The following is a 17,058-nucleotide window of genomic DNA, read 5'->3' as shown; positions in this document are numbered from 1 at the left end:
CATGCTGCTGCTGATCGACGCCGGCAATACGCGCATCAAATGGGCGCTCGTGGCCGCCGACAGTGCCTCTGGCGGCTGGCTGGCCAGCGGCGCCGTCGCGCATGCGCAGCTCGACACCCTGGCAGCGCAATGGGAGAAACTCGCCATCAGCGAAGCGCTGCTGTCGAACGTGGCGGGCAGCGTCATCGGCACGCGCCTGCGCGCCATGCTGCCGGTGGCCCCCCGCGACTTCGTCTCGCTGCCGCGGCTGGCGGGACTGACGAACGGCTACCGCGCGCCGTCGCAGCTGGGCTGCGACCGCTTTGCCGCCGCCATCGGCGCGCAGGCGCTGGCGCCTGGCCAGGCCGTCATCGTCGCCAATTGCGGCACCGCCACCACCATCGACGCCATCACGGCCGATGGCGTTTTCCTCGGCGGGATGATCTTGCCGGGACTGGGACTGATGGCCAGTTCGCTGGCGCGCAACACGGCGCAGCTGCCGCACATCGCCGGCGACGCCATGCTGCCTGGCGGCTTTGCCGACAACACGGACGACGCCATCCTCTCCGGCTGCCTGGCGGCGCAGGCGGGCGCCATCGAACGGGCCGTGCGCATGCACGGCGCCAGCGCCTGCCTGTTGTCGGGCGGCGCCGCACCGCGCATCGCACCGGCCCTGGCGCTGGCCGTGCCGCTGCACCTGGTCGACAATATCGTCATGATCGGCCTGCAGGCGGCCGCGCGCGCCGGGGCCGCAGGAACACAAGGAAACCACGTATGCTGAAATTCATCTTCTGGCTGCTGGCCGGCGTCAACCTGCTGGTGCTGGCCATCGGCCAGGGTTATCTGGGCAGTTTTCGCAGCGAGACGCGCGAACCGGCGCGCCTGAAAAACCAGCTGCAGGCGGGCAAGCTCACCTTGCTGACGCAGGAGCAGGCGACCGCACCGGCCGTGGCCACAGCGCCTGTGCCGGTCACCGCGGAAACGCCGGCGCCGCCGCCATCGTATGCGTGCACGGAAGTGGGCAATTTTCTGTTGGCCGATGGCCGCCGCTTTGAAGCGCAAGTGGCCGCGCTGGACCTGGGCGACCGCCAGTCGCGCCGCAACGTGGCCGGCCAGGACATTTCCAGCTACATGGTGTACATCCCGCCGCAGGGCAGCAAGGAAGGCGCCGACCGCAAGGCCGGCGAATTGAAGCAGCTGGGCGTGACGAATTACTTCATCATGAACGAAAACAGCCCGCTGCGCTGGGGCATTTCACTGGGCGTATTCAAGTCGGAAACCAGCGCGCAAAGCCAGCTGGCATCGCTCAACAAACAGGGCGTGCACAGCGCCCGCGTCGCGCCGCGCTACAGCGCCAGCAAGCAATTCGCCTACCAGTTCCGCGACCTCGACGCCGCCACGCGCGCGCGGCTGGCAGCGATCACAAAGCAGTTCGAAGAGCAGGAACTGCGCTCCTGTAAATGACACCTGACAATCGCGCCGGATTACGGCGCCTTGCGCCTGATCCGACCTACGCTTATCTTTCGATGACGATAGGCTTGATACCCGTCGACTCAGGCAAATTCGCCGCCGCCCGTGCCGCCTCGGCGCGGCTGGAGAACGGGCCGCCGTACAGGCGGAACAGGTTACCGGCCTGCACCACGCCCAGGGTACCCAGGGCTGCCGCGTACGGCGCCAGGCGCGAACGTCCCGTTTCCGCATTGTCGGCGCGCGAGTAGGCGCCCAGCTGCAAATAGAAGCCGCTGGCCAGCGCCGCCGGGGCAGGCATGGCCACCGTCGCATCGACGGGCAGCATCTGCGTCGACACTTCCGGCTGCACCACGGCGCCCGTTTCCACGGGCGTATCGATGGATATCGCGACCACGGAAGGCACCGGCTTTGGCGCCGCGCGGGCAGCGAGGATGGCGTCGATATCGGCTGGTAGCAGACGTTCGACGACCACCTGATGGCTGCCCTTGCCGAGGAAGCCCAGTTTCAGCGCCGCCGTGTACGACACGTCGATCACGCGCGTGGCGTGGAACGGGCCGCGGTCGTTGATGCGCACGATCACCTGCTCGCCGCTGTCGATGCTCGTCACGCGCGCATACGATGGAATCGGCAAGGTGGGATGGGCCGCCGTCATCTTGTACATATCGTAGATTTCGCCCGACGAGGTGCGCTGTCCATGGAATTTCTTGCCATACCAGGTGCCCGTGCCCGTCTGCTTGAATGGTTCGTTGTCGGTGATCGGCGTGTAGGTCTTGCCGAAGACGACATACGGACGGTTCGAGCGCGTCGAATACGGCTCGTTGCGCACTTCCGCATCGGGCACGTCGCGCAGGTTGGCGGGCGGATTGTCGCCCGGGCCATCATCCTTGTAGTAGCCGCCGCGCCCGGAACCTGCCGCCGGCAGCGCCGGCAAGGTGGGGTCCTGGCGCACGGGCACCTTGACCTTGCCGCCGGACGGCAGCGGCACATTATTCGATGCGGGCTTTTGCGGCGTGGTGCCGCAGGCGGCCAGGGTCAGCAAGACCACCAGCAGCGTGGCAACATTCGGCCCGCGCATGGCGAAGGTGTCGACAGGCGCGCGCATCAGGTCTGCACCAGCTTGCGGTGGCGCTGAATGCTCATCAGGATACCGGTGGCCACGCCCAGGGTCAGCAGCGCGGTGCCGCCATAGCTGAGGAATGGCAGAGGAACGCCGACCACCGGCACGATGCCGCTGACCATGCCCATATTTACAAAGGCGTAAGTAAAGAAAATCATAGTTATCGCTCCTGCCAGCAGGCGAGTGAAAAAACTGGGGGCGTTGGCGGCGATCATCATCCCCCGTCCCACCAGCAGCAAATACATCAGCATCAGAATCAGATTACCGACCAGGCCGAATTCCTCGGAATACACGGCAAAAATAAAATCGGTCGTGCGCTCCGGAACGAATTCCAGATGGGCCTGCGTACCGTGCGTCCAGCCCTTGCCCGTCATGCCGCCCGAACCGATGGCGATGATGGACTGGATGATATGGAAGCCCTTGCCCAGCGGGTCCTTGGTCGGGTCGATCAGCATCATCACGCGGTCGCGCTGGTAATCATGCAGGTGCGACCAGGCGATCGGCAGGCAGGAAACAAAGGTGATCAGCAAGCCGGCCAGCACCTTCCACGACAGGCCGGCCAGGAAGATGACGGTAAAGCCGGCCGCCACCACCAGCAGCGCCGTGCCCAGGTCGGGCTGGCGCGCGATCAGGTAGACGGGCACCAGCAGCAGCACGGCCGCCATCAGGAACGATTTCCAGCGCAGCGCACCCGCATTATGCTGGAAGAACCAGGCCAGCATCAGCGGCGTGGCGATCTTCAGGAATTCGGACGGCTGGATGTCGATCACGCCGATATGCAGCCAGCGCCGCGCACCGAGCTTGATGGTGCCGAACAGCGCCACGGCCACCAGCAAGATCACCGATACCGTGTACGCGGGGACCGCGATGCGCATCATCATCTGCGGCGTGACGTTGGCCGCCACCCACATGACGAAAAAGCACAGCATGATGTTGCGCAGATGGTCCTCGATCTTGCCGGGGATGCCGATGCTGGCCGAATACAGGGTCAGCAGGCTGGTACACAGCAGCATCAGGATGATGATCATCAGCGGCGGATCGAACACCGCCAGATAGGGTTTGGCGCGCCGCCACAGCGAGCGCCTCTCGTTAATGGGCATGTGCTTCCTTATTGCCTGGCAGGAGCCGCCGGGGCGGCCTGCTCGTCCGTGATTTCTTCCAGGGTACGCACTTCGTCGACATCTTCCTTGGGCACTTTGGTGGTGTCCTTTTCCTTGTCGCTCGGACGCTTGCCCAGCAGGTAGTAGTCGAGCGCCTTGCGCGCGATCGGCGCGGCCACGCCGGCGCCGAAGCCCGCGTTTTCCACCACGATGGCGATCGCGATGCGCGGCTTGTCGGCCGGCGCGAAAGCCGTAAACAGGGCGTTGTCGCGCAGGCGCTCGGCCAGCAGCTTGGCATTGTACTTCTCGTTTTTCTTGATGCCCACCACCTGCGCCGTGCCCGTCTTGCCGCCCACCGTGTACTGCACGCCGGTGAAGATGCGCGCGGCCGTGCCGCCCTGCTCGCTGGTCACGCCCACCATGGCGCGCTTGATGATGTCGATGTTTTCCTGCTTGAGCGCGATGCGGTAGCTTTCCTTGGGCACCGTCAGGGTGCGCGCGCGCGTGGCGGCGTCTTCGATGATTTTCACCAGATGCGGCTTCATCACCACGCCGTTATTGGCCAGGTTGGCCGTCGCGTGGGCGATCTGCAGCGGCGTGTAGGAGTTGTAGCCGGAGCCGTTACTCACCGAAATCGTGTCGCCGCCCACCCATTTTTTCTGCTGCGGCGTCTTGAAGCGGTTGCGCTTCCATTCCGTCGACGGCAGCACGCCCGTCTTTTCATTATTCAGGTCGATACCGGTCAGCTGGCCGAAACCGAACGGCTTCATGAAGTCGTGAATGGCGTCGATGCCCATGTCGCGCCCCAGCTGATAGTAATAGGTGTTGCACGAGACGACGATGGACTTGTGCATGTCCACCGTGCCATGGCCGCCCACCTTGTCATCGCGGAAGGTGTGGCCGCCGAGGATGAAGAAGCCGGGATCGGAAATCGACTGGCTCGGCGTGCGCTTGCCCAATTCCAGCGCGGCCAGCGCCATGAAGGGCTTGAAGGTCGAGCCGGGCGCGTAGGTGCCGGACAGGGGGCGGTTGACCATCGGCCGGTCCAGCGAGGTATTGAGTTCGTTCCAGCTTTGCTGGTCGATGCCGTCGACGAACAGGTTGGGGTCATAGCCTGGCTTGGAGACGTAGGCGAGGATGTCGCCTGTGGCCGGGTCGATGGCCACGGCCGCGCCGCGCCATTCGCCAAACGCTTCCTCGACCACTTTTTGCAGTTCGATGTCGATCGACAGGATCAGGTTGTTGCCGGGGGTGGCAGCCGTGCGCGAGAGGGTGCGCATGGCGCGCCCGCCGGCCGACACTTCCACTTCTTCGTAGCCGGTGGTGCCATGCAGCTGCTTCTCGTAGCTTTTTTCCAGGCCTTCCTTGCCGATATGGTCGGTGCCGTTGTAGTTGGCCGCGTCCTCGCCCTCTTCCAGCGCCTTGGCTTCATTGCGGTTGATGCGGCCGATGAAGCCCACCACGTGCGAGGCCACCTCGCCCATCGGATACTGGCGGAACAGGCGCGCCTGCACCTCGACGCCGGGGAAGCGGAAACGCTGCGCCGTGAAGCGCGCCACTTCCTCGTCCGTCAAACGCGTGCGCAGCGGCACGCTGACGAAGTTCTTCGATTCTTCCAGCAGCTTCTTGAAGCGGCGGCGGTCCTTGATGTCGATCTGCACCAGGGTCGACAGCTCGTCGATCACCGAATCGAGGCTGGCGCTCAGCTTCGATGGCGTCACTTCCAGCGTATAGGCCGAGTAATTGCGCGCCAATACCACGCCGTTGCGGTCGAGGATCAGGCCGCGCGTGGGCACGATGGGCACCACGGCGATGCGGTTGTCCTCGGCCTTGGTCGCGTAGTCCTCGTGCTTGATCACCTGCAGCCAGATGAAGCGCGCCAGCAGCAGCGAAAAGCAGACGAAGACGAGCGCGCCCAGGATGGTCAGGCGCATGCGGAAAAAATGCAGTTCGCGCTCGGTATTTTTCAGTTCGGTCATGGCAGGCGCCCGTCAGATCGGCCGGTTATGGTCGCGGTCCACGGCACGGCGCTGCGGCGCCAGCAGGATCCACGTCACGAAAGGCCAGAGGGCGACGGCGACGAAGCTCTCGATGAAATTGAGCCAGCCGGGGAAACGGCCCGAGACGATCAGCCGCGTCAGCAATTGCAGCGCCTGCGTCAGCAGCAGCAGCGGCAGCACGTGCAGCGCCTGCGTCAGGATGGGGAACCACAGCACGCGCCGGTGCATCATGATGGCGAAATACGACAGCAAGGTATACGCCAGCGCATTCTCGCCCAGCAGGGTCGAATCGTGCACGTCCATCATCAGGCCCATGAAGAATGCGACGCCGATGCCGACCTTGCGCGGCTGGTGGATGCCCCAGAAGACCAGCACCAGCGCGACGAAATCGGGCACGCCGACGAACTGTCCCCACGGCAGCAGATTCAGCAAAAAGGCGCACAGCAGAGAAAAACCGATGAACAAAGGGCTGACCGGCAGCAGGATGTAATGCGGGCGGTTCATCGTGTCGCTTCCTTCGGTGGCACGGCGGCAGGTGCTGGCGTTGTTACAGGCGTTGCTGCCGTTCCTGCAGGCGCGGCCGGTTTCGGCGCGGGGCTGGCGGACGGTCTCGCTGCCGGCGCGGGCGCGGCGGCAGCCTCCTTGGCCGGGTCCTTGATCGGCGCCATCTTGCCGGCGATCTTGCGGCCCGTCTTGACGTCTTCGGCGGGCGGGCGCGGCGGAATCTCCGGCGACGTCATCAAAATGAGCAGCTGGGTGTTGCGTTCGATGCCGGCCAGCGGCTGGCACACGACGCGGCCGAACGGGCCATGTGCATTGCGCTCGACCAGGGTCACGCGCGCCACGGCCAGGCCGGCCGGATACAGGCCGTCGAGGCCCGAGGTAATGACAATGTCGCCGATCTGGATGTCGGCGCTGGGGGCCGTGAAGCGCAGTTCCATGGTGCCCGACTTGCCGCGGCCGATGGCCACGCTGCGCACGCCGTTGCGCAGCAGCTGCACGGGAATGGCCTGCTCTTCATCGGTCAAGAGGGTCACTTCGGAGGTGAACGGGAACACGCGCGTGACCTGCCCCACCACGCCCAGGTTGTCGATCACGGGGCGGCCCAGTTCCACGCCATGCTGGATGCCGCGATCGAGCACGATCTTGCGCGTGGCCGAATCGCGCGTGTCGTACAGCACTTCAGCCATCATGGTCTTGACGGGCACGCGCTCGCGCGCTTCCATCAGCTTGCGCAGGTGGTTGTTTTCAACGATGTTGAGCTGCGCCTGCTGCAGGATCTGCGCCGAGGCGATCTGTTCGTGCTTCAGGTCGCGCACCTGTTTTTCCAGGGCGGACAAGGAAGAAAAGTAATTGCCGACGCCAAGCGCCACATCGCGCGGCACCAGGGCCGCCATCTGCACCGGATACAGCACGGTGCCGACCGCCTGACGCACGGCCGTCAGCGCGTGCATGCGCGAATCGACCAGCAGCAGGGCGATAGAAATGCCGGCGAACACCATCATCTTGACGCGGGCGGAGGCGCCTTGTTTGAAAAGTGGCGGAGGACTGTATTCCATGACTTCCAATAATCAGGCCAGGCGCAGTGCGCCAACGTGCAGGCACCGGTCAGACGCCGGCGCCAAAACCAAAGCCGGAGACCCGCTCTCCGGCCCGTTGATCAGATTATTCGTAGGAGAAGATCGAGCCGAGCTTGTCCATACGTTCCAGTGCCATCCCGGAACCGCGCACCACGCAGGTGAGCGGGTCCTCGGCCACCAGCACCGGCAGGCCGGTTTCCTCCATCAGCAGGCGGTCCAGGTCGCGCAGCAGTGCGCCGCCGCCCGTCAGCATCATGCCTTTTTCGGCGATGTCGGCGCCCAGTTCCGGCGGCGTCTGTTCCAGCGCGTTCTTCACGGCCGAGACGATGTTGTTCAGCGGGTCGGTCAGCGCTTCGAGGATCTCGTTGCTGGAAATGGTGAACGAACGCGGGATGCCTTCGGACAGATTGCGGCCCTTGACTTCCATTTCCTTCACTTCCGAACCAGGGAAGGCCGAACCGATGGCCTTCTTGATGGCTTCGGCGGTCTGTTCGCCGATCAGCATGCCGTAGTTGCGGCGGATGTAGTTGACGATGGCTTCATCGAACTTGTCGCCGCCCACGCGCACAGAACCCTTGTAGACCATGCCGCCCAGCGAAATGATGCCCACTTCGGTGGTGCCGCCGCCGATGTCGACCACCATCGAGCCGGTCGCTTCCGACACGGGCAGGCCCGCGCCGATGGCCGCTGCCATCGGTTCTTCGATCAGATACACCTGCGAGGCGCCGGCGCCCAGGGCCGATTCGCGGATCGCGCGGCGCTCGACCTGGGTCGAACCGCACGGCACGCAAATGATGATGCGCGGCGATGGACGGAAGAATTTCGAGTCGTGCACCATGCGGATGAATTGCTTGAGCATCTGCTCGGTCACGGTGAAGTCGGCGATCACGCCATCTTTCATCGGACGAATCGCTTCGATGTTGCCCGGCACTTTGCCCAGCATCTGCTTGGCTTCCTTGCCGACTGCCTGAATGGTCTTCTTGCCATTCGGACCGCCTTCCTGGCGGATCGCGACGACGGATGGCTCGTCCAGGACGATACCGAGGCCGCGTACATAAATAAGGGTGTTGGCCGTGCCCAAGTCAATGGCCAGATCGGTGGAGATATACCTGCGTAAAAAACCAAACATGAGTGTCCTGTAGCGCATCGAGCTGCGCAAAAGCTGTTTATGGGGAGTTTCAAAGCGGGCGCTTTCAGGCACCCTGAAAATCCGTGGAGGCGATTTTTTCGGGTTTCGCTTGGCGCTTGCGCAATCTTTTCTATGCTGCGGCAGCGGTCCATCAGCGCCGGCAACGCATTAACCCGCCATTCTACCTTATAATTTGAATGCGATTTGCTCAAAAACCATGGAAAAGTGCGACTCTTGCAGCCGCGAGTTACGCGGCATTCCTCGATTTTTGTGAGCAAAATAGCAGTAAATACCCGCGTTTTATCAAAACGCCAACTTAATACTAATGCGCGGCACTCCGCGCCATTCGCCATGTCCCTGACACTCTCCGACGTAAAACGCATCGCCCACCTGGCCCAACTTGAAATGGCCGACGACCAGGCCGTCACGTCTTTGGCCCAATTGAACAAGATTTTCGCACTGGCAGAACAAATGCAAGCCGTCAATACCGATGGCGTGGCGCCCCTGAGCCACCCGCTGGCCGCCCACATGGACAATATCGCCCTGCGCCTGCGCGAGGACGTCGCCACGGAACAGAACCGCCGCGACGCCTACCAGGCCGTGGCGCCGAAAGTCCAGGATGGCCTCTATCTCGTTCCCAAAGTTATCGAATAAACACGCCGCTGCGCCGTTCCCGCCTTCTTGCCGAATATCAAAATAGAAACGCCATGCATACAAAATCCATCAAACAGCTGTCCACGCTTTTGCAGAACAAGGAAATTTCCGCCGTTGCACTGGCGACGCATTTCCTCGACCGCATCGAAGCGGACAACTCGAACGCCTTCCTGCACGTCGACCGTGCCCTGACCCTGGCGCAAGCTGCCGACGCCGACGCGCGCATCGCCGCCGGCACGGCCACGCCGTTGACGGGCGTGCCGATCGCGCACAAGGACCTGTTCGTCACAAAAGGCTGGCGCACGACGGCCGGCTCGAAGATGCTGGCCAACTACGCCAGCCCGTTTGACGCCACCGTGGTGGAAAAATTCCAGGCGGCCGGCATGGTCACTTTGGGCAAGGTCAATTGCGATGAATTCGCCATGGGCTCCGGCAACGAGAACTCGGCCTTCGGCGCCGTGCAGAACCCATGGGATAAAACAGCCGTGCCAGGCGGCTCCTCGGGCGGCTCGGCCGCCGCCGTCGCTGCCGGCCTGACGCCGGCGGCCACCGGCACCGACACGGGCGGCTCGATCCGCCAGCCGGCCGCTTTTTGCGGCATCACCGGCATCAAGCCGACGTATGGCCGCGTCTCGCGCTTCGGCATGATCGCCTTTGCCTCGTCGCTGGACCAGGGCGGCCCGATGGCCCGCTCGGCCGAAGACTGCGCCCTGCTCTTGAGCGCCATGGCCGGCTTCGACGAGCGCGACTCGACCAGCCTGTCGCCGGAACAGGGCGGCGTGGCGGAAGATTTTTCGCGTGAACTGGGCCAACCGCTGACGGGCCTGCGCATCGGCGTGCCGCGCGAATACTTCGGCGAAGGCCTGGCCAAGGACGTGGAAGCGGCCGTGCGCGGTGCGCTGGCGCAGTATGAAAAACTGGGCGCCACCCTGGTCGACATCTCGCTGCCGAACACCGCCCTGTCGATTCCCGCCTATTACATGATTGCGCCGGCCGAGGCGTCGTCGAACCTGTCGCGCTACGACGGCGTGCGCTACGGCCACCGCGCCACCGAGTACAAGGACTTGCAGGACATGTACAAGAAGTCGCGCGCCCAGGGCTTCGGCCCGGAAGTACAGCGCCGCATCATGGTCGGCACCTACGTGCTGTGCCACGGCTACTACGACGCCTACTATCTGAAGGCGCAAAAGATCCGCCGCCTGATCGCGCAGGATTTCGACGCCGTATTAAATGGCGCGAACGCCGTCTGCGACGTCATCATGGGCCCCGTCGCGCCGACCGTCGCCTGGGATCTGGGCGACAAGACGGACGACCCGGTGGCGAACTACCTGGCCGACATCTACACCCTGTCGACCAGCCTGGCCGGCCTGCCTGGCATGTCGATTCCATGCGGCTTCGGCGCAGGCGAAAAAAACAGCAAGCGCCCCGTCGGCCTGCAAATCATCGGCAATTATTTCGGCGAAGCCAGGCTGCTGAACGTGGCCCACCAGTTCCAGCAAGTGACGGACTGGCATACGCGCAGCCCTGACGGCATTTAAGAAAATTAAGAAAAAATTCGCGCCGCCCGGGCGGCGCCACCAATAATTAAGCGAGAACACTATGCAATGGGAAGTCGTCATCGGTCTTGAGAACCACGTGCAGCTCACGACCGAATCCAAAATTTTCAGCGGTTCGCCGATCAAGTACGGCGCCGAAGCCAACACGCAAGCGAGCCCCGTCGATCTGGCGCTGCCCGGCGTGCTGCCGGTGATGAACAAGCAGGCTGTCGATCGCGCGATCCGCTTCGGCCTGGCCGTGGGCGCCACCGTCGCGCCGCACTCGGTCTTCGCCCGCAAAAACTATTTTTATCCCGATTCCCCCAAAGGCTACCAGATCAGCCAGTTCGAAGACCCCGTCGTCATCGGCGGGGCCCTGACCTTCGGCTACGAAAAGGACGGCGAATTCGTCACCAAGACGGTGAACCTGACGCGCGCCCACCTGGAAGAAGACGCCGGCAAGTCGCTGCACGAAGACTATGCGGGCATGAGCGGCATCGACTTGAACCGCGCCGGCACGCCGCTGCTGGAAATCGTCTCGGAACCGGAAATCCGCAGCGCCGCCGAAGCCGTGGCCTACGCCAAGGCCCTGCACTCGCTGGTCATGTGGCTGGGCGTTTGCGACGGCAACATGCAGGAAGGCTCGTTCCGCTGCGACGTCAACGTCTCCGTGCGCCCCGTCGGCCAGAAGGAATTCGGCACCCGCTGCGAGATCAAGAACCTGAACTCCTTCCGCTTCATCGAGGAAGCCGTGCACGTGGAAGTGCGCCGCCAGATCGAGCTGATCGAAGACGGCGGCAAGGTCGTGCAGGCGACGCGCCTGTACGATCCGGACCGCAAGGAAACGCGCGAAATGCGCAGCAAGGAAGACGCCCAGGACTACCGCTACTTCCCTGACCCGGACCTGCCGCCGCTGGTCATCTCGCCCGAGTGGATCGCCACGGTCAAGGCCTCGATGCCGGAACTGCCGGCCGCCATGCGCGCGCGCTTCATCAGCGAATACGCGCTGCCGGACTACGATGCGCTGGTGCTGACGCAATCGAAAGCCATGGCCACCTATTTCGTCGCCGTGGTCGACAAGGCCGGCAAGGAAAACGCCAAGGCCGCCGCCAACTGGCTGATGGGCGACGTGTCGTCGACCCTGAACCGCGAAGGCGTGGACCTGGACGACGCCCCCGTCTCCGCCGCCCAGCTGGCCGCCATGCTCAAGCGCATCGCCGACGGCACGATCTCGAACAAGGCGGCAAAGGAAGTCTTCGCCGGCATGTGGGAAGCGAAGTCCAGCGACGAGCACCTGGTCGATACCATCATCGACGCCAAGGGCCTGAAGCAGATTTCGGACTCCGGCGCCCTGGAAGCCATCGTCGATGAAGTGCTGGCGGCCAACGCCAAGTCGGTGGAGCAGTACCGCGCCGGCAAGGAAGCGGCCATCAACGCGCTGATCGGCCAGGCCATGAAGGCGTCCAAGGGCAAGGCCAACCCGGCGCAGCTGACGGAACTGCTGAAGGCCAAGCTGGCGGGATAATTTTCCGCCCCCCTTCCAAAAAAAAGACGCTGCGGCGTCTTTTTTTTCGTCTGAACAATCCGTACATAAACAAATTTGTCTAGCTTCTATCCCATGCCTGAAAGACGTTTAAGCAGCACTGAAAATTAAAGTATACATTTTTGTCTACAAGGTTTAATCTAGCCATATTGAATTTCAGGCAAGAGGAAAACAGCATGGCCAAGACGCACGACATCCCGAAACCGACGGCAGCCGAACTCGATCTGCTGCAGGCACTGTGGCCGCTGGGCGCCGCCACGGCCAAGCAGGTGCACGAAGCGATGGCGCTGGCCAAGCCGGCCATCACGTATGGCACCGTGCTGCGCCTGATGCAGATCATGCACACCAAGGGCTTGCTGATCCGCGACGCAAGCCAGCGCTCGCACGTGTATGCGCCGGCGCAGGCGCAGGACAGCCTGCAGACGAATTTGCTCAAGGAATTGATGCAGAAGGCCTTCGCCGGTTCGGCCAAGGCGCTGGTGCTGGCGGCGCTGCGCACGGGCGTATCGCGCGCCGAACGCGCGGAAATCGAAAAAATGCTCAAGGACGATCAAGCATGAACGGCTTCGTGCCGGCGCTGGGCTGGACCCTGCTGCACTTCCTGTGGCAAGGCTTGCTGATCGGCTGCGCCACGGCGCTGGCGTGGGCGGCCCTGCGCAATGCGCGTCCGGAGGCACGCTACGCCGTCGGTTGCGGCGCCCTGCTGGCCTGCCTGGCATGGCCGGCGGCGGGCTTGTATCTGCGCCTGGCCGGCGGTGATGCCACGGGCGCCCTGTACTCCAGCGCCTTGCTGCCGGCCGCCCTGCTGGCGCCCGACAGCCTGCCCGACCTGGACTTGCTGCTGCGCGCCGTCGTCGGCGTGTGGGCCCTGTGCGCCGCCGTGCTGGCCGTGCGCATGGCGCTGGGCATGCTGTGGATAGAACGCAGCGCCAGGAATACCGGCGCCACGCATGCCCCACTGCAGACCAGGCTGTCGCGCATGGCGCACGATGCCGGCGTGACGCGGCCCGTGCGGCTGCGCGTGCTCGACAACATCGCCAGTCCGCTCACGGCCGGCATCTGGCGCCCCATGGTGCTGGTGCCGGCGGCGCTGCTGACCGGCATGCCGCCGCACCTGCTCGACGCACTGCTGGCGCATGAACTGGCGCACATCCGGCGCCACGATTATCTGGTCAACCTGCTGCAAAACGCCATCGAGGCGCTGCTGTTCTTCCATCCGGCCGTCTGGTGGATTTCACGCGGCGTGCGCCTCGAACGCGAACATATTGCAGATGATTTCGCAGCAAGACAACTGGGCGAACCGCGGCGTCTGGCTCTTGCACTCTCGGAACTGGAACGTCTCCAGTTCTCAACCCACCACCTGGCCCAGGCGGCCAACGGAGGAAATCTTATGTCACGTATCACACGATTGCTGCGCCCCGCACCACAAGCCCTGAACTGGAAGGCGGCCGTGCCGCTGCTGGCACTGGCCGGCGCCTGTCTCGGCATCTACGGCCAGGCCGTCGCCGCCGACAGCACACCCGTGCTGGAACGCCGCCCCGTCATCGACTTTGGCGTCTGCGGCAAACCCATTTACCCAGCCGCATCGCTGCAGGCGAAGGAAGAGGGCACGGTCAACATGTCCTTCGACGTCGATGCCGCCGGCAAGGTAACAGGTTCGAGCGTGGTCAAAAGCAGCGGCCATTCTGCCCTCGACGAAGCGGCGCGCAGCGGCATCGCCAAGTGCACGTTCAAGCCGGCCCTCGCTGGCGGCAAGCCGGTCAGCGCCAGCGTCAAGGTGCAATACGTCTGGAGCCTGAACTAATATATCAGCGGCAGCATCGCAACAGCGGAGCTGCCGCCCGCTTGCGGGTATGATCATGGATTCTTCCACGCACCTGTGAATCCGCCATGAACAAGATCAAAACCGGCCTGGTCGGCTACGGCTTTGCCGGCTCCACCTTCCACGCTCCCGTCCTGTCCACCATCGATGCCCTGGAACTGGCGGCCGTCGCCTCCAGCAAGCCCGAGCTGGTGCACAAGGATTGGCCGCACGCCACCGTGTATGCGGAAGCGTCGCAGCTGTTTGCCGATCCATCCATCGAACTGGTGGTCATCGCCGCCCCCAACGAGGCGCACTTCAGCCTGGCGCAGGCGGCCCTGCAGGCGGGCAAGCACGTGGTGGTCGACAAGCCCTTCACCATTTCCAGCTTTGAAGCGCAGAGCCTGATCGCGCTGGCGAAAGAGCGCCAGCTGGTGCTCAGCGTGTATCACAACCGGCGCTGGGATGGCGACTTCCTGACCTTGAAAGCGCTGCTGGCAAAAGGCACCCTGGGCCGCATCGCCAGCGTCGAATCGCATTTCGACCGCTTCCGCCCGGAGATCCGCCAGCGCTGGCGCGAGTCCGACGCGCCCGGCGGCGGCTTGCTGTACGACCTGGGCTCGCACATGCTGGACCAGGCCATGCAGCTGTTCGGCCAGCCGGAGAAACTGTACGCCGATATCGCCCTGCAGCGCGATGGCGCGCAAGCCGTCGATTACATGCACATCGTCCTGTACTACGACCGCCTGCGCGTGGTGCTGCAAGCGGGCTGCCTGGTGAAGGCGCCGACGGCGCGCTTCGCCGTACATGGCGACAAGGGCAGTTTCGTGAAATTCGGCCTCGATCCGCAGGAAGACGCCCTGAAGGCGGGCGGCAGGCCGGGCCAGCCCGGCTGGGGCGTGGACCCCGTGCGCGGCGCGCTGCACCTGGGCACGCAGCCGGACGGACATGCTGAACACCTCGAGATGCAGGCGGGCCGCTACCAGGACTTTTACCAGGGCATGGCCGACGCCATCCGCCACGGCGCACCAGCGCCGGTGGCGGCCGAGGATGCGGCAGCGACGATACGCCTGATCGAACTGGCGTTGCAAAGCGCCGCCGAAGGGCGCGTGCTCGCGGTCAGCTGATCGAGGTCAGTTGATGACGAAGGCCAGCACCACGGCGCCCAGCGCCAGCAGCGCCAGGCCACAAATGAACAGCAGCTCGCCCCATGATTCGTAGCGCAGGCGCGACTGGCCGGGGCGCAGCGACATGAACGAGAGCACGGCGCTGACGAGAAAAACGATGGCATCGACGGCGAGCAGCTTGTCGATGACCACGCGCACATCGCCGCGCGGCGCCAAATGCCCGATCGACAGCACCGTCATGCACACGCCGACCATCGTCGCCGACGTGGGCAGGATATGCGCCGACAAACCCCGCGCCGACAAGTCCCGTTCAGGCGCCTTGCCGTCGCCCGCCATCAAGGCCGGCCCTGGTTCGTTCCCGCCGGCCAGACCAGCTCCACGCGCGCGGAACCGCCCGCCTTGATCTGCACCTTGCGTTCCAGCGTCTTGCCGGCCAGGGTGGCGCGCAGGCTGTAGCTGCCTGGCGGCAGTTTCGCCAGCAGGAACGGTCCGCTGGCCGTCGTTTCCAGCACCGAAGCGCCCTTGGCATCGCGTATTTCCAGCTTCACGTCGGAGGCAAATTCCGCCTTGCCCGCCGCCTGCACGGAAAACACGAGACTCAAGGGCCAATGCCGGCTGGCGCTCTTGATGGCCGTCGACTCATCGAGGCCGATGCCGCCGCTCAGGTACTCCACCGCCCCGCTCTTCTGCACGGGCGGCAGTCCGCTGTCGGTTTGCGCCTGCGCCGCACTTCCCAGCAACAGCCCGGCGGTCAGCATCGCCGCCGCCAGGCCCAGGGTACCGCGTCCGTTTGATGCCATCTCACTCTCCTCATGTCGCTTGAATCAAGATAGGAAGCGCAGCTTAAACAGGCCTTAGCCCTACATCAACGCCGGCGCATGGCGTCGGCGATCTTCTGGTCCGTCTTGTACTGGCTCAGCGCATATACGGCCCAGATCGTCGCTGGCAGCCAGCCGATCACGGTGATTTGCAGGATCAGGCAAATGATGCCGGCGATCGGACGGCCGATCGTGAAAAAGGTCAGCCATGGGAGTAACAGGGCAATCAGCAAGCGCATCGTTCGTTCCTTGAGTATTCCCCTGTGCCGCGGGGACCGGGCCGGCATGCGCCGGCGGTAAATGCAGTCAAACCGATTATAACGATACCCGGCCCTCAAGCCTGCACGGGTGCCAGCAGTTTCTCGATCCAGGCCAGGATGGCGGCAAAGATCGCCTCGCGGTTCACTTCATTGAAATTCTCATGATAATTGGCCGGATAGTAGTGATAGTCGAGCAAGCCATCGGGCACGCTGCGCAGCAGGCTTTCCGTGGCGCGGCTGTCGGCCAGCTTGTCGTCGCCCGCCACCACCGCGAACAGGGGGAAACGCCAGTCTGACAAGCCGCCGGCCAGTTCCTTTTGCGCCAACGTCAGCGCATGGGCAAAGCGCACCGACGCCGCACTGGCGCGTATGCCGTCGCGTTCGTCCTGGAAGTGGCGCGCGGTGATGGTCTGGTCATGCGTCAGCAGCATGGTCAGATTCCCCAACGGCACCTTCATCGTGGGGAAGCGCTGCGCCAGCCAGCCGGACAGCATCTGCAGCACCTTCGGCACGGGAATCGCATTCACGTAATACGGCGAGGAGATGATGAAACCTTTGATCGCCGGATCGCCCGCGAAGCGGCGCAGTCCCAGGTGCGTGGCGATCAGGCCGCCCATGGAGTGGCCCATGACGAAGATCGGCACGCCCGGATACGTCTGCTTGACCCAGGCGAGGAACAGTTCCGCGTCGTCGAGGAAGGCGTCGAACGAGGGAATGTCGACCTTGCGCTTGCCGTCGTGGCCCACCATGTCGAAGCTGACGGTGGCGATGCCGTGCTGGCGGAAGGCCAGCGCCGGCGTGACGTAATCGCCCGCGTGCGCCATGCCGCCGTGGATGGCCAGGATCACGGCGCGTGGTTGCTCCGGCTGCCAGATGTGGATGGGGCGCTCGACCTGGTCGCTGCACAGCAGGCTGGCCATCTTGTCTTCTGAAAAACGCATCGCT

Annotated in this window: 18 protein-coding genes; 8 read left to right on the top strand and 10 right to left on the bottom strand. The window is 64.1% G+C overall.

Features of this window, described 5'->3' with window-relative positions:
* Position 1 precedes the first annotated feature (1 nt).
* Positions 2 to 760: a type III pantothenate kinase gene (locus tag ACQ4W4_RS24205; RefSeq protein ID WP_436544113.1), complete on the top strand. Its 759-nt coding sequence runs from the start codon at positions 2 to 4 to the stop codon at positions 758 to 760.
* Complete coding sequence (locus tag ACQ4W4_RS24200) at positions 754 to 1,443, top strand: SPOR domain-containing protein (RefSeq protein ID WP_436544112.1); 690 nt, start codon at positions 754 to 756, stop codon at positions 1,441 to 1,443. Before ACQ4W4_RS24205 ends, ACQ4W4_RS24200 begins: the two co-directional genes overlap by 7 nt.
* A 52-nt stretch (positions 1,444 to 1,495) precedes the next feature.
* Here ACQ4W4_RS24200 and ACQ4W4_RS24195 read toward each other — a convergent pair whose 3' ends face one another.
* From ACQ4W4_RS24195 to ACQ4W4_RS24170, 6 genes are all read right to left on the bottom strand, one after another.
* A complete protein-coding gene (locus ACQ4W4_RS24195) occupies positions 1,496 to 2,551 on the bottom strand; it encodes a septal ring lytic transglycosylase RlpA family protein (RefSeq protein ID WP_436544111.1) in 1,056 nt (351 codons plus the stop codon).
* The gene (gene rodA / locus ACQ4W4_RS24190; protein WP_070222781.1) at positions 2,551 to 3,666 is read right to left on the bottom strand and encodes a rod shape-determining protein RodA; all 1,116 of its coding nucleotides are present in this window, start codon (positions 3,664 to 3,666) and stop codon (positions 2,551 to 2,553) included. The genes ACQ4W4_RS24195 and rodA overlap by 1 nt, the downstream gene beginning before the upstream one ends.
* 8 nt (positions 3,667 to 3,674) lie before the next feature.
* A complete protein-coding gene (mrdA, locus tag ACQ4W4_RS24185; protein WP_436544110.1) occupies positions 3,675 to 5,645 on the bottom strand; it encodes a penicillin-binding protein 2 in 1,971 nt (656 codons plus the stop codon).
* Between the two features lie 12 nt (positions 5,646 to 5,657).
* A complete protein-coding gene (gene mreD, locus ACQ4W4_RS24180) occupies positions 5,658 to 6,170 on the bottom strand; it encodes a rod shape-determining protein MreD (RefSeq protein WP_035824494.1) in 513 nt (170 codons plus the stop codon).
* Entirely contained in the window at positions 6,167 to 7,225 is a 1,059-nt protein-coding gene (gene mreC, locus ACQ4W4_RS24175) for a rod shape-determining protein MreC (protein ID WP_436544109.1), read from the bottom strand. The genes mreD and mreC overlap by 4 nt, the downstream gene beginning before the upstream one ends.
* Positions 7,226 to 7,331: 106 nt before the next feature.
* A complete protein-coding gene (locus tag ACQ4W4_RS24170; protein ID WP_010393186.1) occupies positions 7,332 to 8,375 on the bottom strand; it encodes a rod shape-determining protein in 1,044 nt (347 codons plus the stop codon).
* 351 nt (positions 8,376 to 8,726) lie between these two features.
* Between ACQ4W4_RS24170 and gatC the strand changes: the two genes are divergently transcribed.
* The 6 genes from gatC (at position 8,727) to ACQ4W4_RS24140 (ending at position 15,035) form a co-directional block, all read left to right on the top strand.
* A complete protein-coding gene (gatC, locus tag ACQ4W4_RS24165) occupies positions 8,727 to 9,029 on the top strand; it encodes an Asp-tRNA(Asn)/Glu-tRNA(Gln) amidotransferase subunit GatC (protein WP_070222787.1) in 303 nt (100 codons plus the stop codon).
* Positions 9,030 to 9,082: 53 nt separating this feature from the next.
* A complete protein-coding gene (gene gatA / locus ACQ4W4_RS24160) occupies positions 9,083 to 10,567 on the top strand; it encodes an Asp-tRNA(Asn)/Glu-tRNA(Gln) amidotransferase subunit GatA (protein ID WP_436544108.1) in 1,485 nt (494 codons plus the stop codon).
* 61 nt (positions 10,568 to 10,628) lie between these two features.
* Complete coding sequence (gene gatB / locus ACQ4W4_RS24155; protein ID WP_436544107.1) at positions 10,629 to 12,089, top strand: Asp-tRNA(Asn)/Glu-tRNA(Gln) amidotransferase subunit GatB; 1,461 nt, start codon at positions 10,629 to 10,631, stop codon at positions 12,087 to 12,089.
* 194 nt (positions 12,090 to 12,283) lie between these two features.
* Positions 12,284 to 12,667: a BlaI/MecI/CopY family transcriptional regulator gene (locus tag ACQ4W4_RS24150; RefSeq protein ID WP_436544106.1), complete on the top strand. Its 384-nt coding sequence runs from the start codon at positions 12,284 to 12,286 to the stop codon at positions 12,665 to 12,667.
* Positions 12,664 to 13,911 carry a TonB family protein gene (locus ACQ4W4_RS24145; RefSeq protein ID WP_436544105.1) on the top strand — a complete coding sequence of 416 codons (1,248 nt, stop codon included), beginning with the start codon at positions 12,664 to 12,666 and terminating at the stop codon, positions 13,909 to 13,911. The genes ACQ4W4_RS24150 and ACQ4W4_RS24145 overlap by 4 nt, the downstream gene beginning before the upstream one ends.
* A gap of 86 nt (positions 13,912 to 13,997) precedes the next feature.
* Entirely contained in the window at positions 13,998 to 15,035 is a 1,038-nt protein-coding gene (locus ACQ4W4_RS24140) for an oxidoreductase (RefSeq protein ID WP_436544104.1), read from the top strand.
* 6 nt (positions 15,036 to 15,041) lie between these two features.
* Here the strand turns inward: ACQ4W4_RS24140 and ACQ4W4_RS24135 are convergent, their stop codons facing one another.
* From ACQ4W4_RS24135 to ACQ4W4_RS24120, 4 genes are all read right to left on the bottom strand, one after another.
* A complete protein-coding gene (locus ACQ4W4_RS24135) occupies positions 15,042 to 15,371 on the bottom strand; it encodes a hypothetical protein (RefSeq protein ID WP_436544170.1) in 330 nt (109 codons plus the stop codon).
* Positions 15,371 to 15,835: a carboxypeptidase regulatory-like domain-containing protein gene (locus ACQ4W4_RS24130; RefSeq protein ID WP_436544103.1), complete on the bottom strand. Its 465-nt coding sequence runs from the start codon at positions 15,833 to 15,835 to the stop codon at positions 15,371 to 15,373. The genes ACQ4W4_RS24135 and ACQ4W4_RS24130 overlap by 1 nt, the downstream gene beginning before the upstream one ends.
* Before the next feature lie 65 nt (positions 15,836 to 15,900).
* On the bottom strand, positions 15,901 to 16,092 hold the full coding sequence (locus ACQ4W4_RS24125) for a YqaE/Pmp3 family membrane protein (protein WP_326458128.1): 192 nt from the start codon (positions 16,090 to 16,092) through the stop codon (positions 15,901 to 15,903).
* Positions 16,093 to 16,187: 95 nt separating this feature from the next.
* Positions 16,188 to 17,054, bottom strand: a complete 867-nt coding sequence (locus tag ACQ4W4_RS24120) for an alpha/beta fold hydrolase (protein ID WP_436544102.1) — start codon at positions 17,052 to 17,054, stop codon at positions 16,188 to 16,190.
* Between the last annotated feature and the right edge of the window lie 4 nt (positions 17,055 to 17,058).

Origin of the sequence: Janthinobacterium glycogeni (assembly GCF_051380725.1) — a bacterium.
Lineage (GTDB): Bacteria > Pseudomonadota > Gammaproteobacteria > Burkholderiales > Burkholderiaceae_D > Janthinobacterium.
Note: the sequence above shows the minus strand (reverse complement) of the source record. Positions and strands in the feature narration are given on the sequence as shown.